The sequence below is a fragment of the Crocosphaera sp. genome, assembly GCF_030064895.1.
Classification (GTDB): Bacteria; Cyanobacteriota; Cyanobacteriia; order Cyanobacteriales; family Microcystaceae; genus Crocosphaera.
Genome location: NZ_JASJEB010000006.1, coordinates 68,408 through 90,777, shown reverse-complemented (window position 1 = coordinate 90,777; position 22,370 = coordinate 68,408). Strand labels below are relative to the sequence as shown.

The window sequence follows — 22,370 nt, the reverse complement described above, 5'->3', positions numbered from 1 at the left end:
CATGATGATCCAACCTCATCATTAATTAAGTGTTATTTGCATGACTTTAAGGTGCGTGAAAAACGCACCTTTTTATTTTTTTTATATAGTCATGTTTAAGTTAAAAAAACGTTTATCATAAGATTAGTTTAAACTAAGTAAGACAAATGGATAACACAAGTAAGCAGATTTATAATTATACTGTTCTTTTGGAACAAGAAGCAGAGGGAGGTTATCACGCTTTTTGTCCAGTCTTGAAAGGATGTCATTCCCAAGGAGATACCTTTGAAGAAGCTATTGAAAATATAACAGAAGCTATTGAATTGTATCTGGAAAGTTTAAGGGAAGATAATCAACCCATTCCCCAAGATAATTTAATTGTTAAACCGTTAAGTATTTTAGCATGAGCAATTTTCCTAGTGTTAAAGCGAAAGATTTTATCAAAGTCATCGAAAAATTAGGGTTTTATTTAGATCGTCAAAAAGGAAGTCATGCAATTTATAAAAATAGCGAAGGACAAAGAGTTGTTGTTCCTATTCATTCAGGAAAAGACATCAAACAAGGAACATTATAATTCCTCTATGATAAGATAATTATTAAAAATTCTTAAAATTGTATGTGGTGATCACAATTAAATTCTGCGATCGCTGATTCGGATATTTATTAGTTTTACTGACTTTCTACAGAACCATTAACCGAATTATGATTGTGATTATTCTGGTTTAATAAGTTAGTAACGGGGTCTAAACGAAATCCTGGGGCGGTATAATTTTCAGGTAAATAATCTTCTGGCATTGTATTATGATTACCGTCACGAATGGCACTATAATGGGGGGATAATATTTCAATATCAGCTTCGTTACATTTGTCTTGGATATTTTGATGTAAGTGGGAATAAATTTCAGCCATTTTTGTTGATTCGTTGGTATAAGCATTAATTTCATAACTAACATAAAAATCGTTTAAACCTGTTTGTAAAACAAAGGGTAAAGGGGTTTTTAAGACATAATTAGTAGAATGAGCAGCAGCAATTAATACTTCATGAACTTTTCGCCAAGGTATATCATAACCAAGGGTGATAGTTGTATGTAAAATCAAAGGCCGTTGTAAGTCTCTTTTTAAGGAACTATAATTAACAACATTACTATTAATAATCACAGAGTTAGGAATAGTAATGACAACATTTTTAGTTGTTCTAATTCGAGTCACCAAAAGATTTTTTTCGAGGACATCGCCAACAGCATCCCCAATTTTCACCCGATCAGAAATCTTAAAAGCACGGGTATAAATCAACACTAAACCTGATACTGTGTTAGAAACAACTCCCGTTGAGCCTAATGTAAATAAAAGAGCAGCAAAAGCAGAAACTCCTTTAAAAGCAGGAGAATCAAACCCTGGTAAATAAGGAAAAGTAAAGACAGCAGCTAACATGATAGTTAACCAACTGAGTAATTGATAAGTTGGTTTTGCCCATTCAGAATAAAAACCCGAAAAATGTAGATTTCCTGTTTCTATTTCATTAAAAATAAATTTTAAAAATCGTAAAATATAATAGGTTAAATATATAATCACTCCTACTACAAAAATATTAGGCAAATAACCAACTAAACCACTAAATACTGTTGTAATAGCCTTGATTAAATAATCAAAAAGAATGTTAGCAATTTTTCTTGTTTGTGGGAAAAAACCTAAAATAATGGGAACAAAAATATAAAGAATGAAAAAAGTAATAATTATGCGAACTGTGTTAATTAGGGTTTTAAATATTTGGGTTAATTTTTCGGCTGATAATAATTCTACATTTTTGATTCTAATAGAGGTAATTAAAGTTCCTTGCCATCTTTCTAGATGGGAATTCATATAAGGAAAAATAAAATCAAATATTTTTAAAATCAACAATAAAATTAATAAACTAATCACCGTAAAAATAACGCCAATTACCCAATAAAAAGGACGGCGTTCGCGTCGATAAGATTTCAAGGCTTTTTTGATAGTATTAAAATATTGTTCTGCTAAGTCTTGACGGGAAGTTGTTTCTGCTATAGCATCGTCTGCGGTTATAGTGATTAAAGTTTTATTTTTAAACAAAATAACAATGACATTCCCTCGATCATCAATATCAAATTTATCATCAGTAATTTCTATATTACTATCATTAGCAATGGTTTTTAATCTTCGGGTGATAATAGTCGCTCTTTCTTGTGCCGATAAAGACCCATTTGCTTGATAAATATTGAAAAGAGTGATGTAGTTAAAGACAACAGGAAAACCCTGGTTATTATCTACATCTTCTGAACTGTAACTAGATAAAAAATTGCTTTGAAATAAGACTAATAATAAGCTTAATATTCCTAAAATCAGTCTTTGATAGATTTTAGTTTTATAAAAATTTAAAAAATAACTTTTCATACTATTTTGATTCCCTAACTATAATTAAATCTATATTTGGCGATCACTGACATCTATTGTAATTGTGCCTAACTTTTAGCAAATAGGACTTTTTATTTAGATTTATTTCATAAGTTGGTTCATAACTTCAAGAATAAATCAAGAGCAATTCTTAAAAATTAATAAAATTGTCTCTTTAAAACCCGATTGTTTAATTTCTTTTTAACCCTAATAGTTTTATGGAAAATCTAAAGATGTTGTGAAAATAATTATGAAAGCTAGAAAAAACGTTTACAAAGGAGGGTGAATCTAAATTAATACAAAGAGGCTTTTGTTGAGTTTTTATGCTACAAATTATCCAAAATTCTCTCTTCACACCCTATTTTGCACTACATATTCCTGATGGCTTTTTGAGTCCCTCTGTTAGCTTATTTTGTTGGGTTATTACCATTGTTTTAATTGCTGTTTCCTTGAAAAAAGTACAGAGAGACTACCAAGAAAAAACAGTACCGTTGATGGGAGTTTGTGCAGCTTTTATTTTTGCTGCACAAATGATCAACTTCCCTATTCCTGGGGGAACATCGGGCCATTTAGTGGGGGGAACCCTGGCCGCTATTATTTTGGGACCCTGGGCCGGAACCTTAGTGGTAACAGTGGTCTTTATTGTCCAAGCAGTTTTGTTCCAAGATGGTGGTTTAACTGTTTTAGGCGCAAATATCTTGAATATGGGTCTAATAGGAACTTTTTGCGGGTATTATCTCTATAGAGCGATTCGTTTCGCTTTAGGACGTAATTCCTGGAGAAGTATGACCATCGCTACTGTGGTTGCTGCTTGGTGTAGTGTGGTGATCGCTGCGATCGCAACAGCCTTACAATTGGCTTTATCAGGCACTGTTCCCTTAATTGTGTCGATGATTGCCATGGTAACTTGGCACGTGGTTATCGGTGTAGGAGAGGCCATTATTACTCTGATCGCTGTAGGGTATGTCTGGCGATCGCGTCCCGAGCTCATCTACGATCGTCCTTCATCTATTAAGTTAGATGTGACACAGCAAGTTCACCAGTAACAAGAGAAGAATCAGAAAAATGACGAATAAACTATCTAATAAACAGCGTAATCGTTCTTTTATGCTAACTGCAATGGGGATTGCTCTCATTGTCGCTGTTTTCGTTTCTCCCTTTGCCAGTTCCAACCCCGACGGGTTAGATAGAGTCTCCCAAGACTTAAAATTTGAAGATAAGGCCATAGAAGATGCGCCGGCACAAAAATTGCCCTTCTACGCGGTTTTTGAAGAATATGCTTTGCGAGGAGTTCCCGACATTTTAGCAACTCCTCTAGCTGGTTTAGCCGGTACTGTTGTCACTTTTGGTATTGCCTGGGGAACGGGTAAATTATTAGCTCGCCCCTCAGTGCATGGAGAAGATTAACGAAGTCAGAAGTCAGAAGTCAGAAGTCAGAAGTTCCTCACTACGTTCCGGCTCTAGCGAACAGAAGTTGTTTTTAAAACAGAGATTTATGCTCCGTTTTAAAAACTATGCGCCTTAAAAGGCGGGGTTTTAAACCCAACTATTTTCGATAAGACGTAAATGTAGAATTTAGAGGCAAAATATTTCTAAATTCTACATTCTCAATTCTAAATTCAATATGTTACTACACATTCATTCTTTTCTCAGTCAGCAGAAAAAACAACCGCCCACAATTTGGCATTCTTTGAATGTTCAATCAAGAGTTCTATGTACTTTTATTGGTGTTTTTGCCATTGCTTTAACTCCCAATGGACAATGGAAAAGTTGGCTAATTTATGGGGTTGGAGTATTATTTATTATCTTAATTAGTCGGGTTTCTTGGACTAGTTTATTGTCGAGAGTGATGGTGGAATTTGCTTTTGTTGGTGTGGTATTATTGGGGACTTTATTTCGTCCTGAAGGTGAGATTATTTGGTCTTGGGGTATTCTCCAAGTTACCACTACTGGAGTCATGGTGTTAGGTAGTGTTACCACGAAAGTAATTTTATCATTATTGATGTTAAATACGTTAATAATTACAACAGAAATTCCCGAATTATTTAAAGCATTATTAGCCTTAAAAATGCCTCCTTTATTAGTATCAATTATGGCTTCTATGTATCGTTATATAGGTGTCATAAATCGAGAATTTACCACCATGAAAAGAGCAGCTATTTCTCGCAATTTAATGAGTAATGGTAAGATGATCCGTCATGTCATGGGAAATGCTATTGGGTCTTTATTTATTCGTAGTTATGAAAGGGGAGAATTGATTTACAATGCTATGTTATCAAGAGGTTATCAAGGCTTTCCTGTAAATTCAGAAAAATTAACTTATAAAAATCAAGATATTTTTGCTCTCACGATTACAGTTTTAATAGTTTTTGTAGGGCAGATTATTTATTTTTAGATTGATGAAGATAGAAAAAAAATGGCGTTTGATTCCTCCCATCGAAGCATCGGGAAAATTACAAATGTCTATTGATCGCTGGTTATTTGAACAACATGAACAGGGACTAACTCCACCTATTTTACGCTTTTATAATTGGTCAAAACCAACTATTTCTTTGGGTTATTTACAAAAAAAATATCCGTCCCATTGGCATAATTTAATCTGGGAAAAGGAACCTTTAGACTTAGTAACTCGTCCCACAGGAGGGAGGGCGGTTTTACATCAAGGAGATTTAACTTATATGATAGTTATGCCCTTAGATCATCGTAAAACCTTGGCTATTTATGAAGATATTTGTACCTTTTTAATTCAAGGTTGGAAAACATTAGATATCGTTTTAGAATACGGTACAGGAAAACGGGGATATATTAATAATTCTAGTTGTTTTAATACAGCAACCGTAGCAGACTTAATTACAGCAGATGGTAGTAAATTAATTGGTAGCGCGCAACGAAGGGGAAAACGCTCAATTTTGCAGCATGGTTCTATGGTTTTGTCAACAGATAAAAAGTTATTTGAAACAGTTTTTAATCAAGTCGCTCCTTGGAATTTAACCTTAAAAGAAAGATTATCTAAAAATTATTCTCAAGAAGATATTATAGAAGTTTTAACCGCAGCAGCAACAGAACATTTTAAGATAGAATTGATAACAGAACCTTTATCAGAGAGAGAATGGGAAAAGATTTCAAAAATTAACCAGAAAAAATTTAAAAATAATGTCTGAACAAAAATCATTTAACTTATCTCATCTGAACGAAAAAGGAGAGGCACAAATGGTCGATGTTTCTTCTAAAAATGTGACCCGTCGTCAAGCGATTGCACAAGGACAAATAAGAATGAAGTTAGCAACTTTTGAGGCAATAGAAACAGGAAATACCCCCAAAGGTGACGTTTTAGGAACTGCAAAATTAGCCGGTATTATGGCCGCCAAACAAACAGCGAACTTGATCCCCTTATGTCATCCTTTACCCCTACATAAAATAGAAGTAAACATAAGAGGAGATAAAACTTTACCAGGCTATATAATAGAAGCAAAGGTTATTACTAAAGCAGAAACAGGAGTAGAAATGGAAGCATTAACCGCCGTTTCTATTGCTGCTTTAACCCTTTATGATATGGCCAAAGCCTTAGAAAAATCCATGACAATTGAAAATATCTGTTTAGTTAGTAAAACAGGAGGAAAATCAGGAGATTATCAACAGATATAGAATTTATCATACTATTGAGGTACATACCTGATAATTCTAAGAAACACTATAATGGATAATTAATTAGCTTAAAACCTTCTGGTCTAATTATCCATTATCCATTACTAAAAGAGGATCTAATTTATTTTCTCCATCGAGTGCATATAAATCATCACATCCTCCAATATGTTGATTATTGATGAAAATTTGAGGAACTGACCGCTTTCCAGAAGAACGTTGTGCCATTTTGTCCCTAGCGGCCTCATCCCCATCGATTTTATACTCAGTGAAATTAACGCCTTTCCACCATAAAAGTAATTTAGCACGGATACAAAACGGACAAGTTTGCCAAGTGTATATTTCCACATCCGCTTTAATTTTTTCTGGGTCGCGACCTAATAAAGAATTAAAAATATTCAACATAGTAACTTTTAATGTTCTACACTTATTATTATATAAATACTCAATGGTTTTGAGATGAGTATAGCAAATCAGGGTTTTTGCCTTGTCGTCAGACTGTACTCATTACCTGGTCTCAGGAAGAGATTAGCTAATTAACAAAAGAAATGCTATCTTAAGTGTTGCCAGAGAACCAGCTTTACACCGACAGGTTAACAGCGAGAGTGTCAAAAAGGTCATAATAGATGATACAAAGAAATTCAGATTATTTAAAAATTGAGTGGGGAAAAATTGTGGACTTTTGTGGTTTGTCGTCATTGATGGGTGAGGGGTCAGAATTAGAGAAAAATCCGCCCTGTAACCTTTCTATTAACATTCGGGGTGCTACATCAAAAGATATCAAAGCTTTAACAGAGGTTCTTACCCTTAGCTTTCATCCATCTGGGGGATGGTTATCTTTCCTACAACCTATTTTAAAATTAGGAGTATCCGAAGATTTGCGCTTGCGTCTTAGGGGAACAGTTCCCTATTATTGTTGTTTAGTCGCAGTAGAAATTAGCAAAACCCCTTCAGGAACTAAGGAAAAAGTGATCGGAACTGTTGAACTGAGTCTTAAAAATGGATTTAATTGCGATTATCTCTATATTAGTAATTTAGCAGTTCTTGAGACTCATCGACGCAAAGGAATTGCTAAACAGTTACTCAAAGAATGTGAACAAATGGCCTCAAAATGGGGATACGATAGTCTTAATCTTCATGTTTTAGAGAATAATTATGCTGCCCAAAAATTGTATTTGAGCAATGGTTATAAAATCTGTGAAACTGAACTTCTTTGGCCCAATTGGTTTTGGGTTCGTTCTCAAAAATTATTCTTGAAAAAGAAACTATAAAAAACTATGTCTAATACCGTTTTTCAGCAGCAAGTTACCGACAACGAACAAAAACAAATCGATGAAATTCTTCAACATCTCCATAGCGAAAATTTATTGGTTATTAACCCTCGTCGTAAAAATGGCTTAATTCTCTATAAACCCTATCATGCGGAGTTTGCTGGCCCGGGTGCAGCTATTGGGGCAAATTTTGATAAAGATGTTATTGATGTGCTTCCCGTGGGTAAATTATCCTTAATTGAACCGAGAATCGGTCAAGAACGAATCAAAAGTTATTTAATTCGGCGACAATGGGTTAAACTGGCTAAACAAATTAGCGATAATACTATTGCGCAACAGAGGGCCCAAGTGATTTTAAATCAGTTTGAACATTGGTTTGACCTGGAAACCGCTAATGTTTTACCGGATGAAACCTTTGCTCTATTAGTGGGGGTGTTACCTCAAACCATGAGGAAAGTTCGCACCCAAAACGAACTGTTGTCGCAATAGTCTTTAAAAAAAAATTAAGATTCTCTCTCTAAATTCCTGATTATCATAGAGTTATGTAACAATTAAGGATTACTGTTTATGGAACTCCTACCCTCAGAAATTCTGGCAACCAACAAGTTTGAGCAATCTGTTCTTAGTCTAGCCCTGATTAATATTTGTAACCAAGATAGTCATGTGGGTCAAGCGATGAAAGAACGTTATAATACTTGGAAGTCGGAAACGGATGATCCTATTAATAATCCTTGGTTAGACTTGCATCAGTTCACTATTTATGTACCTCATCCTGAGCAAACTTACGAAGATATTACCCTAGAAGAAGGGTTAAGTTTGGGTTATAACATCGAGGTTGAACCCATCGCTGATCAAGATAGCATTCCCTACAATATTCCCGAAGGGGGTCACTTTGTCGCTGTTTTGAAACAAAATGAGGTAAATGGGAAATTTAAAATTGCTGCCACAGGAATGTTTATTCAACCTTTAGCTGCTTTGAGTTTAGATATTGTTACTGACCCGGACGAAGGTAAATATGAATCTATGGTAATTAAACACCCTATTATTAGAGACTATCCCCAGAATTTTGTTCAACAAATTGATCAATATCTTAATCGAGAAATTCATTTTAAACAACTTCCTAATTTAGTTGGATATGTTGATCAAACTCAAAACCCAGATTATCGTCAACCTTCTTGGCATGAAATTTATTTGGAAGGTCAAGGGTTGAAATTATTTTAACTTTTTTTGACAAAAAAAGACAGACATTTATGCCTGTCTTATGATTAAACTAATTATTGGATCTACCGTTTCCATTTTGACTTGACAAGTATTCCCAAATGCGATCGATACGTTCGTGACTTTCATCAACCCGTCTTAATACTTCTTGCTGATATTGACCTAATTGGCGAATCATTTCCGCTAACTCAGCCATTCTTAGACTTGTTTGAATATTTTGCTCATTTAATTGATTCAATCTTTCTTCTTGGCGGCTTACAGCCTCTTCATGTCTAACGATGTAACTCGCTGCCGTCTCTAATAATGTCTCTATTTGGCTCAGTCTTTCTTCTGGGGTCATGCTATACTCCCAATGAAACTAAAAAATTTAATGTTTGATAGAAGGGGCGTAAATGCCCCTTTTTCTTATGATATACCATTATGTATTATGGTTAGGATATTAAAGAGATTACTGTTCACCTCGGAATAACAATTAAAGAGACAAAAATGCTCTATGAAAGTTTATTTAAAAGATGATATTTTGTATATTAATCAAGAAGATTTACCTAGTTATAAAAAAGGTGGATCAATTGTAAGAAATAGTTATTTTTGGGCGTTAAAATCTATTAGTTGTTACTCTAGAAAAGGACAAGATTGGGAATTTGATCAAGTGGTTTGGGTTGCACTATGTCGAATGTTATTATCCTTCGCTCAATCAGGATATTTAGGGGACTCAGAAACTATATTGGAGTTTGAGACAAATACATCTATTCCTAATGAGTTGCGATCTATTTCTACTTGGCTTTAATAGCAGTTATCAATTATCAGTTATCAGTCATCAGTTACCAGTTACCAGTTACCAGTTACCAGTTATCGGTTGAATCTGATTATTTCTAGCTTTAATTATCCCTCTTAGGAATCTATTTATTGATATATAAATTGTCATTCCGAGGAAAGGATAAATATTGTTATTTTTTGATTTAATTACCACTCCGAGGAATCTCCTAAGTATACTGGGCTTAATAGTATTAATTCCCTACAATATTTTAAAATTTTAAATTTTTACATCTAATAAATTCTAAATTTTGGACTTATTAGGACACCAAGGTCCAATAATTGATTCTCCTTTATTTTCTTTTTCTGCTAATGCTAAATTTAAAGTTAATAGTTTTTCTAAAATATCATCATCAGTGTTAAATTGATACGCTTCCATGACAACATTATCTAGTTGTTGATGGAGTTGATAAAGTTTGCTACTGGGTTCATCAAAAAAAGCATTATATAGTTTAGTAATTCCCCATTTTTTCTTTTCCATTTGTTGGGTTCTATAATCATGGAGTTGTGTCATTATTTTGCGAATATTATCAACGGTTTCATAAGTAGGGTTTTGGGGAAAAGGAAAGGTTTCAAAACAAGTTTTAGGAGTGTAACGGATAGTTTGACCAAGAGTTGAACTTTGTCCTTGTATCCATAGTCTATGAATTTTTGATGTCAAAATACCTAAGATATAAAAATCATCAGATGCAACAACAACTGTTGAGTCAGCAGGAAGCCAAGATTGATCAGCAACTACAAAGATAAACCATTTAGAATGTCTAGGAATATTAAAATAAAAGTCAACTGTTTGTAATGCTTTTCTCATCGCTTCATTAGTTCGTTTAAAACGCCACCATTTTTCTCTTAAAACTGCTTCTCTGTTATTCATTCTTTCTGGTTTTACATATTCTTGAACATGGAGAAAGGGATGTTTATATTCACTCACTTCTTCAATACTTATATCAGCAAAATCAATAATCCATCGACTCGGTATTCCATGAGGTTTATTAGTTAAATCTTTAGCAGATGAAAATAGTTTTAATACCTCTTTATTCTTTGCATCTAACTTATTCCAGTTGTTTCTAATTTCTTCATCAATTAAAAATCCTTTACTATTAGGTTGTACTCCAACAAAAGAATAATTTATATTTCCTTTTAATCTTTTAGCAGTAGAAATATCTGTTGTTACTTTAAGTGCAGAATTTATTTTTAAAACAAGATTATCATCTAAAAATGATTGATTAGTTAATGTCTTTGACCAATTAACAATACTAACATAAACATTAGCTTCTCCCGACCAAGGTTGACTAGAAATAGCGTCATGAATATGACCTCCATTTTGAATAATATAATCGAGTGCAGCAACCCGACTTTTTCCTTGACTGATAGAGTTAGTTGCTACTAAACCGACTCTTCCTTTTTCGTCTATATTGTCATGACTTAAACGAAACCAATAACTAGAAAAATCAATTTGTGCTTGTACATCAGAGAACTTCTTAAATACTTTGTCTGTATAGTTATCTCCTAATTCTTGACGAATACGATAGCCACCCAAAAAAGGAGGATTACCGATAATTGCATCTGTTTTAACCCAGTCATTAAATAAAGCATCTTGACAAACAATATTGTTATCCAAACTATCCAAAGGTAAATAATTTTCCGTCAACTTAAACTTATCGATCGCAACTTTTCTAGCGATCATTAATGTCACTCTCGCTAACTCTACAGCAAAAGGATTAATATCCATGCCATGAAACTGTTTAAGGGTGACAAAACCCATCATCATCTGTTCATTTTTAGACTTACGACGCTGATAAATTTTCCTTAATAATAACTGTTCAATGCGCTTTAACTCTTGATAAGCAATATACAAAAAATTTCCCGAACCACAAGCCGGATCTAATATCTTATATTGTTGTAACTCTAACTGTAATTGATTCAATTCACCGATGTTTTTAGCTGCGTCTATTTTCTCCTCCCAATAACGACTAATAGTCGGTCGAACAATCTTCATAATATCTGCTTCCGAAGTGTAATGAATACCATAAGCATGACGTTCATCTTCATTGACTGTACCCTCAAAAAGATTCCCAAAAATAGCAGGCCGAATCTTATTCCAATCTTGAAGAGATGCTGCTTCTAACAATTCCAATTCTTGTCTCTTTAACTCTATGGGTTGTATATGAGAAAATAAACCACCATTAAAATAATCCACCCCTTTATATTGTCCAGCAGGAGTTTTTCCCTGTTGATTCATCTCCCTAAATAACCCTCCCAAAACATCGTAAGAACTCCCTCCATTTAAACAATCTTTAACACAACACAAAAATAAATCTCTCGGTAATAAACCCCGATCTTGTGCAAACATTGCTAACACACATTGCAGGATAAAACGCTGTGCTTGTAACTCAGTAAAATTATCTTTTTTACTCCGTTTCTGTAACATTTTAAATAATTCTCCCATACGTCTTGCTGCTTTTTCTGTCACCTCCACCTGATTATTTTTAAACACAGGAGTCCGGTTCCCCAACTCCATAAAATTAAACGCACTGGCACGACTTTTTAACTCCGAAAGTGCCACAATATCAACGGGTTCATCTATCTGTGAATCAAAGTCAAAAATCCAAAACTCATCAAAGTTACATAAGATGACATAACGAGGCCGATTCGGCACTAATCTCATCCAATAATCAAAGGCTTGAGAATAATGTTTATCCAAAGATTCCCCCCGCTTTTTCATCTCAATTAAAACCCGAGGTTTCCAGACTAAATCAGCAAAACCAGTACCACCTCTTTTACTCCCTTTCTTAATCGCTTCCTCATAACTTCCCCCTACTTCTAATACCCCCTCATGACCAAACGCTTGAAAGAATCTATCTAAGAAAATTTGCGCCTCTTTTCGCTCTTTTCCTGTGATATGTTTTTGGCAAAACTCAATAAATTTCTCTAAACTTTTCGGGGTAGCACTTGACATTTGTAAAAAACTGTGTAACTATAAGTGATTAGTAAGGTAACTTGGGGAAAGTTTATTTTCTGAAATTCAAAAACTTACAAAACTTTACGCAAAAACTCCATTAAAGACAGACGAGACAAAAAAGTTTTATCTGTCATTGTTTCGCTTGTCCAACCTTGAACTTGATGAGGCGATCGCCACAAGTCCAAATGTTCAACCGCAGGATCAGCATAGAAACTCAGATTTCCTCTACCTAAGATAGCAGAACTGTAATGGGTAAATTCGTCGTGACTGATGCGATAAATAGGAAAAGCACCCAGTAAAGGAACCCCCCAACCATCAAAAGCAATTAACCCCTTAATCTTACCCCCTTGTCCTTGCCATTGCATTGCAGCAGTAACCGCAGCGACCACTCCTGCACTAAAGGCAATAAACATTAAGTTTTGTGATTTTTGCTTGCATTTTTCTTGTAAATAGTGTGTAAGATGAAAGCCTGAATAGGGAGGATATTGATCCGTGGGAAAGATCAATAAATTATCTAGATCAGGACAATAATTAGTAATATTTTCGACAAAAGAATGGGTCAGTTTTTGCTGATGAAACCCAGGACAAATTAAATATAAAATAGAAGTTTTTTTGCTCATAAAATATTGAATATAGGACTACTTATTATAATTATGAGGTTATGAAGATTCGGAGTACCTCGTAATCACAATTATTAATTGTTAACTTTTAACTGTTCACTGTTCACTGTTAATTATTCATCTCTTTTTAAAGCTGTCATCATCCCTTGTTGTGAAACCGTTTGATAGACTTGCTGTAAATAATCTTTAACAATTTTTGCCTCTTCATAAGCTAAAGGTATTCTTCCTAAAACATCCAAGACTGTTTTATTGTCTGTGGGAGGAACAATAACAACTAAAGAAGGGTCAAGAGATTCTTGATATTGCCAGAATTGCTTAACATCTAATTGCTGATTTTCTTGCGTGTTTTTTTCTTCTACTTCTTCCGTATAATTAACTGTTTCTTCAATATTATCTGAAACATTTTCTTCTTGATCAATTTTTTCCTTGCGTAAATTTCTCAACCCTTCCAAAATTTGATTTTTGCTTCTTCCTCTTAACTGGAAAATAATAAAAGGATCTTCACTAAATCTTTCAGCTAACTGATAATAAATAGCCCCAATATGTTTACAAGGATTAGCTTTATCCGGACAAGTACAATGGGAATGAACATCTGATAATTTAAAAGGAAAGACACTCAAACCATTATCAGTAAAAACCTTTTCAATATCATCTGGCATTTTCCCAGATAATAATTGAGCAGAAAAAATCGCTTTCTCCGATAAACTTTGAAGAATAAAACTCCAATCTTCATCCGTAAAAGGGTCAAGAGAAAGAGAAACTTTATAGGGTTCTGGGTCTGTTCCTTGAACCTTAGCAAATACCTTAGAACCAGAAAAATCAATACTTAAGACATGACCCTCTCTCGCATAATTTCTTGCCCTTTCTAACCTCTTTTTAAACCGATAAGAATCCAATAATTCTAACCAACGAATAACCCACCATTCTTGTTGAGCTAAATTACTATCATTGTTTAATCCATTAGCTGTTGTCATCTTGATTAAATCTCACATTAATTAACTGTATTTTCTTCAGAAGAAGAATTATTTTGTAATTGTTGAGCCTCATAAAACGTCTTTAAACTGTCAGTATCACCTACATAACGCCAGTGCCAAGGTTCATAACTAATACCTTGAATGTTATTACGAGGAAAAGACAACTCAAAACTATATCTAGCTGCATTATTTTCCAACCAGCGAAAAGCAGGAGTTTGTTCAAAATTCTCACTTAAATTAGTAGCAGGAACCTTACCATCCCCAATATCAATAGCGTATCCTGTATGATGTTCACTATAGTTTGGAGGCGCACTCACTTCAGCCCTTTTACTAGGATTTTGATTCCGTTGGCGTTGAATTTCAAAGAATAAATAGTCCTGCTGTTGAACAGTTCTAAACCCAGAAATTGCCGTTAAAACAATGCCACTTGCACGCGCATCTCGCTGCATTTGTAAAAAGCTATCGGCAGCTTTTTTTCTAAGTTTAATTCTGCCATCATTAGTAATAGCTTTTAGTTGACTGGGATCAGCTTCTTCATAAGGTAAATGACCCAAAATATTTTCAATGGGTTCAGGTTCAGGGGTTGGACTCGGTGAGGGAGAGGGTTCAACAGACACAGTATTAGTCTGTGAGGGGGAAGAAACAAGACGCATAATCCCTAATGTACCAAGCACAATCATAATAACCCCACCTAACCCCATGATTAGCCATTTAGGGTTTAGGGATGAAGTCGTAGCAGTAGGAGAAATAGGAATATCCCGCAATGCTTCAGGAATATCCTCCCGTGATCTTTGTTGTTGTTTATTGTTCATTGATAGGTATCAAAAGTGTCCAACCCTATTCCTATTCTAGAAGGTGATGGGGAGAGTGGGAGGTTTGCGGAGAGGTGGAAGAATCTTAATGGTTTTTAATATAGTACCGTATTGACTTCTGTAACATTTTATACAAAACTTAGATTAGATAAGAAATCCCTGACAATACTATGAATCCATCCTTTTTACCTCCCGATGATTTACCCTCTTGGGTTCCCAATGATCTCGAATTATGTTGGGAATTTAATGATGTGCTTAGCAGTTTGTTTTATAATTCCTGTGACGAAGAAACCCAAAGCTTATTATCGAAATGTGGCTGGAATTTGACTACTGGTCGTGATGGCTTAACTTTAGTCTTGATTTGTCCTAGAAATGGCTTGACTTGGCAAATTTTGAAATCTTTAGAAATAGTTGGTCACTATTTGAATCAATTGGGACAAAAAGCAAGAATTCGCATTTATCCCCCACCAAAAACAGGTAGTCCTATGGAGGTTATTGTTTGAGCTTGACACTCCCCGACCTAAAGGCACGGGGATTCTTCAATCAACGACCCGTCTTGCTGATGCAGGATTGCTCCAACAAAAGTAGAGGACAAGTCTCCTGAAGCGTTCTGATCTAAGATCCAGGTTCCTGTATGCCCTACAGTACCCAAGGCTCCATTAAGAATATTTATGGCTGCGTTTTCATCCCGATCTAATCGACATCCACAAGCACAAACATGAGTTCTTGTAGACAAGGATTTTTTAACGACAGCCCCACAGTTAGAACAAACTTGGCTTGTATAAGCAGGATTAACTGCAACAGTTACCCTACCCATTTTCACCCCAAAATACTCCAACCATTTTCTAAATTGATACCAACCTGCATCATTAATTGACTTAGCCAAACAATGGTTCTTAACTAAGTTTTTAATTCTCAAATCTTCGTAGGCCACCAAATCGTTAGATTGGATTACGCAACGCGCTAGTCTCTTAGCGTGTTCTTCACGTTGCCTACTTATTTTGAGATGTTTACGACCAAGTTTATTAATGGCTTTTCTACGGTTGGTTGAGCCTTTCTTTTTACGAGAAATACGCCGTTGATGAAACTTTAATCTTTTTTCTCCTTGACGATAAAATCTAGGGTTGGGTTCAGTTCCCCCCATTGAGTCAGTATAGAATTCCTTTAAACCAACATCTAAACCAATGGTTTTATGAGTAGGTGCTAAATCTTCTTTGACATCAACAGAGATGCAAAATTGACAGTAATAACCATCTGCTCTACGCACCAACCTAACTCGTTTAATTTTATCTTCAGGATAAAAAGCTAAATCCCAAGTTCCAATCAACTTGAGTTTTCCGATGCCTTTTTTATCAGTAAACTCAATATGTTTTGGGTCTAAAAGTTTCCATCCACTGGTTTTATACTCAACAGAACGAGTATTTTTCTTAAACCGAGGGTATCCTTTCTTCCCAAGAATTTGCTTCTTGCAGTTATCAAAAAATCTAGCAATCGCTGACCAGCATCTTTCTACAGAAGCTTGACAAGCATGAGAGTTGAGGTCTTGAACAAAGGAAAACTCAGAACGTAGTTTAGTATTGTACCGATAAAGTTCAGCACGATTAACCTTTTTCCCATCCATCCAATAACGCAAGCACTTATTGCGAACAAATTGGGATGTTCTGATGGCTTCGTCGATGGCTTGGTACTGCTTGTTTTTTCCTTTGACTTTGAACTCAAAAACTATCATTTGACACTATATTTAGTGGCGTAAAATTAGTATAGCATAAAATACCTTGACTGTGCGTCCTAAAGCGATGCAGCGCAGTCTTGGTGGTTCCCATCAAGGAGCGACTGCATCAAGACGGACGGGGAACCTGCACCCCCACTTTTTCGGTCAACTGCTTTTTCCAGAAGACAAGAGACTTATTCTTTAGAGAAAAGTCTCTTTTTTTAGGTCATTTCATGGGATTATAATAATCATTCTCATGAACTTGACCGATAGCTTCTTGATCCTGATTAATACATCCGCCCTTTTTGGCATAATTACACACCCTTGCCCACAAACGCGCCCGAGTTGCCACCGGACCCGATGAAAAAATAACTTTATCCCCTCCAACAATTTTCACACCACATACAGGACAAGTTTCTGAGTTAGAATTAGGCATAAGTATTTATTACTAAATATACGAGTATTTTGCAGAATCTTACAACAACTTGGCTGAGAAAAAAGTTGTTAATGTTACAAAGTTCTCTGATGACAATAGACTAATTTCAACCTAAACTTGATATACTATCGAAATTAGTCTATGATGGAGGCGAGGATTATGAAGATCCTCTTATTACTCACATCGCACAGCAGAGGGCATTACCATTGATACAAGCTACCTTACACCAATTGAAGGTATTTGAAGCCACAGCACGTCATGGCAGTTTTACCCGTGCGGCCGAAGAATTATTTATTACTCAACCCACAGTTTCCAGTCAAATCAAACAACTAACTAAAGCCATTGGTCTTCCGTTATTTGAACAAATTGGCAAACGTCTCTATTTGACAGAAGCAGGGCAAGAATTACTTAAAACTTGTCAGGAAACTTTTGAAAGGCTGGATAATTTTGAGATGAAAGTCGCTGATTTAAAAGGCACTAGACAAGGACAATTACGTTTAGGTGTAATTACAACAGCCAAGTATTTTATCCCTCGTATTTTAGGTTCTTTCTGTCAGCAATATCCAGGCATAGATGTATCATTAAAAGTAACAAATCATCAACAAATTCAACGTAGAATGTTAGAAAATGAAGATGATCTTTACATCGTCAGTAATCCGCCAGAAGCATTAGATTTATGTACTCAAGCTTTTCTTGATAACCCTTTAGTTGTAGTTGCTTTAAAAACCCATCCCTTAGCGAATAAAAATAATATTCCTATTACCGCTTTAGATGGAGAACAATTTATTATGAGGGAACAGGGTTCAGGAACAAGAAGGGCTGTACAAAACCTTTTTGATAAACATAAAGTCTCTGTTCCTGTCAGATTAGAATTAGGTAGTAACGAAGCTATAAAACAAGCTATTGCAGGTGGTTTGGGCATTTCCGTTCTTTCTCAACATACATTAATCTCCGAAGGAATTGATAGTGAATTAACCGTTTTGGATGTAGAACATTTTCCTATTAAACGTCGTTGGTACGTTGCCTATTTAGGAGGTAAACAATTATCAGTTATTACTAAAGCTTTTCTTGATTATCTCTTAGAAGAAAGCACCAAATTTTCTGTTCCTAGTATCCATAAATTGGCTAAAGTTTCATAAATTAATTATGCTTCTATCCCACTCCCTTGCTGTTCAATAAGCTTAAAGATAACATTGGCTATTAGTACAAAATATTTAACCCTCCATATTGTTATGGGGGGTATATTATTAGAAAAAGTTTAATTTAAACAGATATGCAGAAACTTTTCAAATTAGCTCCTTGGGCGATCGCAGCAACGGCCGCTTGGTCATTGGGCTTCATCTATAATGTCTATTATGGTGGCGAATTAAGCTTCTTACGGGGGATGTATTTTGAAAAAATGTCCCTAGCAGCACAAGTTCAAGACTCTCCTCGACTATTAATTTTAGGGGGTTCTGGGGCCCATCATGCCGTTGACTCCGAGGTTTTATCAGAAAAGTTAGGTATTCCCGTCCTCAACATGGGTTTAGACGGTCCTGTGGGCTTAAATGTTATCTTACCCAGTATTCTTAAGGCCGTGCGTCCTGGAGACATGGTTCTTTTGATTCCTGAAGACCTAATTTTACTGGATGAGGATGGTTTATTGGAAAGATCAGCCCCCTTTGGAGTGGCCACTGGAAGGCCAGGACTCGGTGGAGTTCCTCCGCAACAGTTACTAGAAACCATCTGGATGCAGGGAGTTCCTAGTCTCAGACCCATCACTAAATCTGCGGTAGATCTAGTAGAAAAAGGCCGTTTTACGGGTTACTATTCCGAACCTTTGACGGAAAAGGGTGATCCCACCACGGTTAAATATCGTCAGGGAAAATGGTGGCAATGGAAAATTCATAAATCCATTTCTCCCCATGCAGTTAAAAGAATTGAACAGTTTCGCCAAGAAGTCGAGGCCAAAGATGCTACTTTAATTTTATCTTTGCCTTGGGTTTATGCAAGTCACGATGAAAAAAACTTATCAAATATGGAAGATATTGCCAACAAATTAAGCAAAATTGCTCCTCTTGTGTATGATAAAAACGATTACAATTTGAAGAAGGATTCTAGTTTGTTTGCTGATACTCATCATCACCTTGTTTTTGAAGCGAGAAAACTGCGCTCAGAACAATTAGCCGAGCAATTAAAACCGGTTATCAACACAATTAATAACTGATATGAATCAAAAAAAGTTATCAAAACTAACTAATATTTTCGGTTTAGATTTGCGCTCTTTGGCCGTTTTCAGGATCGGTTTAGCCTTAGTAGTTATGGCGGATTTATTGAGCCGTTTTAGAGGTGTTTCCGCACATTATACTGATCAAGGTGTACTGCCTAGAGAAGCCTTACATACTAATTTATTCGCTTCTTTTATTGCCCTTCAAAAAGCACCAAATTCCTTACTAAATTCTTGGTACTGGTCATTTAATTTACTACATGATGGTTTATGGTTTCAAGTTCTTTTATTTATCATCGCTTTTATTCTTTGTTTGTTCTTATTAGTTGGCTATCGCACTAGACTGGCAGTTATTGCGGTTTGGGCGTTAAATATTTCCCTACAAAATCGTAATCCTGCTTTAATTTTTGCCGGGGATGACGTTTTGCGGGCTATGCTTTTCTGGTCGATGTTTTTACCGTTAGGTTGTTCCTATTCTATCGATAGTGCTTTCAATTCTAATCCAAAACCATTACCAAAAAAGGTCATGAATATAGCTACATTGGCCTTCATGGTACAACTAATATTTATTTATACTTGGTCAGCAGCTTATAAAACAAAAAGTGAACTTTGGTGGCCCGATGGTGATGCAGTTTATTATTCTCTTCACTTCGATCAATATGCCACTGAATTTGGTCATTTTCTCTTAGGTTTTCCCATTCCTATTCTACAAATACTCACATTTGGAGCATTAATTTTTGAATGGATAGGACCGTTTTTAATTTTTATTCCTATTCGCACTAGCTTCTTTCGTTGTCTAACTATCATTTCTTTTATTCTTCTACATATTGGCTTTGAATTATGTTTTGCTATTGGGGTTTTAAGTTACCTCAGTATTATTAATTGGTTAGCATTATTACCAACAGAAGTGTGGGATAAACTGCACCAAAAAGTTAGCACTAAACCCAGAACAGGATTAACTATTTACTACGATAAAGATTGTGGTTTTTGTAAGAAAGTAGTGCATGGAATTCGTACCTTATTAATCTTACCAGGAACCCCTTTACTAGAAGCACAAGGATACGAATCTATCTACGAAGATATGTTAGAAAAAAATTCTTGGGTTGTGGTAGATTGGCAAGAGAAACGTCATTATAAATTTGAGGCGATCGCTTATGTAGTTAGTCTTTCTCCTATTCTCTTTTTATTAGAACCTCTATTACGTTGGAAACCCATGATGAATGGGGGAACAAAGTTCTATGAAATGATTGCTTCTAACCGCAAAGTTGCAGGAAACTTTACCAAACCGTTTAAGTTTCGTCCTTTAACTGTTCAATCTTCTTCTCCTTTTAATCTAGTTGTATTATTGTTATTATTATTAACAACTATCTGGAATTTAAAAGGGTTTGTAGAGCAAACCGTGGCACGTAATCCAGAGTATCGTAATAATAACAAAAAAGACTGGGTTTTGTTCACCCGTAACTTGTTAAACCGTCGTACCTTTCAACGCATTAATATTCTTGGTTATTTAACCCGTTTAGATCAATCTTGGAGTATTTTTGCTCCTGCACCACCGAGAGATGACGGATGGCACGTTATTATAGGAAAATTAAACAATGGAGAAACAGTCAACCTTCTTGATAAAAATAGTCCCATATCTTGGGATAAACCCACCTTGAAACAACGCCGAGAAATATATCAAACCATTCAATGGCGTGTCTATTATATTAACCTGAATCGTGCCATTGGCCAAAAACTTTATCCCCATTTTGTTGACTACTTAATTCGAGAATGGAACAATAACCATCCTCCTGATCAAAAGTTAGAAAGTCTCGAAATTTACTTCATGGAAGAAAGAACAGTCCCCCCAGGAGAAGAACAACCAATTAATAAGGAAAAAGTTTGGCCAAAATCTTAAATAATTACAGGAATAAACTCAGCCAGAGAAAAACAATTTCTGCCCTTAAGTTTAGCTTGATAAAGTGCTTTATCAGCAGCTTCAATTAACCTTTCAGGAGAACCTTGTGAGGTGGGTATAGTAGTAGCAACTCCTAAACTCATAGTAACATAAGGACTACACTGAGAATGGTAGTGAGGAATCTTTAAAGATTCAACAGCTTGGCAAAGTTTTTCCGCTACTTTTTTCGCACCGAAACGGTTAGTATTAGAAAGAATAATGACAAACTCTTCCCCTCCAAACCTTGCTACTACATCTGTTGACCTTCTAACAAAATTTTTCAAACAGTGAGCGACTTGATATAAACATTCATCTCCAGCTTGATGATGATAATAATCATTATAAAGTTTAAAATAATCTATATCACAGAGAATCAAAGAAATATCTCCTCTTCCTCTTACTAATCTTCGCCATTCTTGCTCTAAATAGTCATTAAAATATCGTCGATTATATACTTGGGTGAGTTCATCAACTGTAGCTAAATACTTTAATTTTTTCGTTGCTTTCTTTAACTTTTGATTAGATACTTGTAGTTTTTGTTTAGACTTTTCTAACTCTTCAGTTCGTTTAATAACTTTTTGTTCTAAATTCTGAGAATACTCTATCAATTTATCACGATGTTGACCGTTCTGAATAGCAATAGCAGATTGAGCAGTTAATGCGGTAAATAATTTCAATTGTTCGCTGGTATATTTAATAAATTCATGATGACTAACTTTAATGACTCCGATAGTTTGATTTTGGACTTTTAGAGGCGCACAAATAACAGACTTTATGTTATTATCTGAAGGTATATATCGACAATCTTCATTGACATTATTGACAATTTCTGCTTTTCCAGACCGTAAGACATAACCACTGATGCTTTCAATAGTTCCTTGACTTTTCTTCAACTCTTTTTCTTGATGTGAATAAGAAAAAATATTCAACTCTCCTTTTTCGTTTAATAATTTAACAGAAACTTGTGAACTTTTTAGCAACTTATTCGTTTCCCTTGTAAGAATTTCCATTATTTCTTCAAAGGTTAAACACTTTGAAAGTTGATGAGAAATACTAGATAAAAAATAAATTTCTTCATATCTTTCCAATGTATCAGCCGCTAATAATTTTTTATTTAATTCTTCATTAGCAATATAGTTCAACATCTGACACACAGCATTAATCTTATTGGTTTTCCCTTGAATCCTACCTACAATTTGCTCATCAACTATAATAGGATAATGACAATCATAACTTTTATCAAAATTACCCCAAAGTACATTTTCTTGGGAATCACTAATAAAAAACGATAGATTCAATGTTTCCCTGAAACTCTCTAACAAGGAACTAAGGTCGCGTTTCCTGAGTAACTTCTTTAATTTAACTTGAATCATATTTGAATAAT

25 protein-coding genes are annotated in these 22,370 nt (G+C 35.0%); 15 read left to right on the top strand and 10 right to left on the bottom strand.

The features are described from left to right. The first annotated feature begins 146 nt into the window (after positions 1–146). Entirely contained in the window at positions 147–386 is a 240-nt protein-coding gene (locus QNJ66_RS02820; protein ID WP_300502835.1) for a type II toxin-antitoxin system HicB family antitoxin, read from the top strand. Next, entirely contained in the window at positions 383–553 is a 171-nt protein-coding gene (locus QNJ66_RS02815; protein WP_300502833.1) for a type II toxin-antitoxin system HicA family toxin, read from the top strand. The genes QNJ66_RS02820 and QNJ66_RS02815 overlap by 4 nt, the downstream gene beginning before the upstream one ends. Positions 554–648: 95 nt before the next feature. Here the strand turns inward: QNJ66_RS02815 and QNJ66_RS02810 are convergent, their stop codons facing one another. Continuing rightward, the gene (locus QNJ66_RS02810; protein WP_300502831.1) at positions 649–2,388 is read right to left on the bottom strand and encodes a mechanosensitive ion channel family protein; all 1,740 of its coding nucleotides are present in this window, start codon (positions 2,386–2,388) and stop codon (positions 649–651) included. A 323-nt stretch (positions 2,389–2,711) separates the two neighbouring features. On the opposite strand from QNJ66_RS02810, the gene cbiM reads away from it, so the two are divergent. The 5 genes from cbiM (at position 2,712) to moaC (ending at position 6,033) form a co-directional block, all read left to right on the top strand. After that, positions 2,712–3,434: a cobalt transporter CbiM gene (cbiM, locus tag QNJ66_RS02805; RefSeq protein WP_300502829.1), complete on the top strand. Its 723-nt coding sequence runs from the start codon at positions 2,712–2,714 to the stop codon at positions 3,432–3,434. 19 nt (positions 3,435–3,453) lie between these two features. Then, positions 3,454–3,795, top strand: a complete 342-nt coding sequence (locus tag QNJ66_RS02800; protein WP_300502827.1) for a PDGLE domain-containing protein — start codon at positions 3,454–3,456, stop codon at positions 3,793–3,795. A 217-nt stretch (positions 3,796–4,012) separates the two neighbouring features. After that, complete coding sequence (gene cbiQ, locus QNJ66_RS02795) at positions 4,013–4,783, top strand: cobalt ECF transporter T component CbiQ (RefSeq protein ID WP_300502825.1); 771 nt, start codon at positions 4,013–4,015, stop codon at positions 4,781–4,783. Positions 4,784–4,787: 4 nt separating this feature from the next. Further along, a complete protein-coding gene (locus tag QNJ66_RS02790; protein WP_300502823.1) occupies positions 4,788–5,549 on the top strand; it encodes a biotin/lipoate A/B protein ligase family protein in 762 nt (253 codons plus the stop codon). Then, positions 5,542–6,033 (top strand): cyclic pyranopterin monophosphate synthase MoaC, encoded by a 492-nt coding sequence (gene moaC / locus QNJ66_RS02785; protein WP_300502821.1) that lies wholly within the window; start codon positions 5,542–5,544, stop codon positions 6,031–6,033. Before QNJ66_RS02790 ends, moaC begins: the two co-directional genes overlap by 8 nt. 87 nt (positions 6,034–6,120) lie before the next feature. On the opposite strand, the gene grxC is transcribed toward moaC, so the two are convergent. Further along, positions 6,121–6,435 (bottom strand): glutaredoxin 3, encoded by a 315-nt coding sequence (gene grxC / locus QNJ66_RS02780; RefSeq protein WP_300502819.1) that lies wholly within the window; start codon positions 6,433–6,435, stop codon positions 6,121–6,123. Positions 6,436–6,656: 221 nt separating this feature from the next. Here grxC and QNJ66_RS02775 point away from each other — a divergent pair, with 221 nt between their 5' ends. From QNJ66_RS02775 to QNJ66_RS02765, 3 genes are all read left to right on the top strand, one after another. Continuing rightward, positions 6,657–7,301 carry a GNAT family N-acetyltransferase gene (locus QNJ66_RS02775; protein WP_300502817.1) on the top strand — a complete coding sequence of 215 codons (645 nt, stop codon included), beginning with the start codon at positions 6,657–6,659 and terminating at the stop codon, positions 7,299–7,301. A gap of 6 nt (positions 7,302–7,307) precedes the next feature. Beyond that, complete coding sequence (locus QNJ66_RS02770) at positions 7,308–7,790, top strand: hypothetical protein (protein ID WP_300502816.1); 483 nt, start codon at positions 7,308–7,310, stop codon at positions 7,788–7,790. A gap of 78 nt (positions 7,791–7,868) precedes the next feature. Next, positions 7,869–8,522 (top strand): hypothetical protein, encoded by a 654-nt coding sequence (locus tag QNJ66_RS02765; RefSeq protein ID WP_300502814.1) that lies wholly within the window; start codon positions 7,869–7,871, stop codon positions 8,520–8,522. A 49-nt stretch (positions 8,523–8,571) separates the two neighbouring features. Here QNJ66_RS02765 and QNJ66_RS02760 read toward each other — a convergent pair whose 3' ends face one another. Next, positions 8,572–8,859, bottom strand: a complete 288-nt coding sequence (locus QNJ66_RS02760; protein ID WP_300502812.1) for a hypothetical protein — start codon at positions 8,857–8,859, stop codon at positions 8,572–8,574. 153 nt (positions 8,860–9,012) lie between these two features. On the opposite strand from QNJ66_RS02760, the gene QNJ66_RS02755 reads away from it, so the two are divergent. Continuing rightward, on the top strand, positions 9,013–9,306 hold the full coding sequence (locus QNJ66_RS02755) for a hypothetical protein (RefSeq protein ID WP_300502810.1): 294 nt from the start codon (positions 9,013–9,015) through the stop codon (positions 9,304–9,306). 270 nt (positions 9,307–9,576) lie between these two features. On the opposite strand, the gene QNJ66_RS02750 is transcribed toward QNJ66_RS02755, so the two are convergent. From QNJ66_RS02750 to QNJ66_RS02735, 4 genes are all read right to left on the bottom strand, one after another. Continuing rightward, a complete protein-coding gene (locus QNJ66_RS02750) occupies positions 9,577–12,288 on the bottom strand; it encodes a DNA methyltransferase (protein WP_300502809.1) in 2,712 nt (903 codons plus the stop codon). A gap of 74 nt (positions 12,289–12,362) precedes the next feature. Then, positions 12,363–12,911: a hypothetical protein gene (locus tag QNJ66_RS02745; RefSeq protein WP_300502807.1), complete on the bottom strand. Its 549-nt coding sequence runs from the start codon at positions 12,909–12,911 to the stop codon at positions 12,363–12,365. A gap of 113 nt (positions 12,912–13,024) precedes the next feature. After that, a complete protein-coding gene (locus QNJ66_RS02740; RefSeq protein WP_300502805.1) occupies positions 13,025–13,885 on the bottom strand; it encodes an SWIM zinc finger family protein in 861 nt (286 codons plus the stop codon). Positions 13,886–13,902: 17 nt separating this feature from the next. After that, complete coding sequence (locus QNJ66_RS02735) at positions 13,903–14,697, bottom strand: M15 family metallopeptidase (RefSeq protein WP_300502803.1); 795 nt, start codon at positions 14,695–14,697, stop codon at positions 13,903–13,905. A gap of 170 nt (positions 14,698–14,867) precedes the next feature. On the opposite strand from QNJ66_RS02735, the gene QNJ66_RS02730 reads away from it, so the two are divergent. Beyond that, positions 14,868–15,200 (top strand): hypothetical protein, encoded by a 333-nt coding sequence (locus QNJ66_RS02730; protein ID WP_300502801.1) that lies wholly within the window; start codon positions 14,868–14,870, stop codon positions 15,198–15,200. Positions 15,201–15,217: 17 nt separating this feature from the next. Here the strand turns inward: QNJ66_RS02730 and QNJ66_RS02725 are convergent, their stop codons facing one another. Together QNJ66_RS02725 and QNJ66_RS02720 are read right to left on the bottom strand one after the other, a co-directional pair. Then, entirely contained in the window at positions 15,218–16,426 is a 1,209-nt protein-coding gene (locus tag QNJ66_RS02725) for a transposase (RefSeq protein ID WP_300502799.1), read from the bottom strand. Positions 16,427–16,634: 208 nt separating this feature from the next. Next, on the bottom strand, positions 16,635–16,844 hold the full coding sequence (locus QNJ66_RS02720; RefSeq protein WP_300502797.1) for a hypothetical protein: 210 nt from the start codon (positions 16,842–16,844) through the stop codon (positions 16,635–16,637). A gap of 206 nt (positions 16,845–17,050) precedes the next feature. Between QNJ66_RS02720 and QNJ66_RS02715 the strand changes: the two genes are divergently transcribed. The 3 genes from QNJ66_RS02715 to QNJ66_RS02705 all read left to right on the top strand — a co-directional run bounded on the left by QNJ66_RS02715 (position 17,051) and on the right by QNJ66_RS02705 (position 20,947). Next, a complete protein-coding gene (locus tag QNJ66_RS02715) occupies positions 17,051–17,983 on the top strand; it encodes a LysR family transcriptional regulator (RefSeq protein WP_300502795.1) in 933 nt (310 codons plus the stop codon). A gap of 134 nt (positions 17,984–18,117) precedes the next feature. Then, positions 18,118–19,050 (top strand): hypothetical protein, encoded by a 933-nt coding sequence (locus tag QNJ66_RS02710; RefSeq protein ID WP_300502793.1) that lies wholly within the window; start codon positions 18,118–18,120, stop codon positions 19,048–19,050. A gap of 1 nt (position 19,051) precedes the next feature. Continuing rightward, positions 19,052–20,947 (top strand): hypothetical protein, encoded by a 1,896-nt coding sequence (locus tag QNJ66_RS02705; RefSeq protein ID WP_300502791.1) that lies wholly within the window; start codon positions 19,052–19,054, stop codon positions 20,945–20,947. On the opposite strand, the gene QNJ66_RS02700 is transcribed toward QNJ66_RS02705, so the two are convergent. Next, positions 20,944–22,284 (bottom strand): diguanylate cyclase, encoded by a 1,341-nt coding sequence (locus QNJ66_RS02700; RefSeq protein WP_300502789.1) that lies wholly within the window; start codon positions 22,282–22,284, stop codon positions 20,944–20,946. The two genes, QNJ66_RS02705 and QNJ66_RS02700, sit on opposite strands and share 4 nt — an antisense overlap. Positions 22,285–22,370 lie beyond the last annotated feature (86 nt).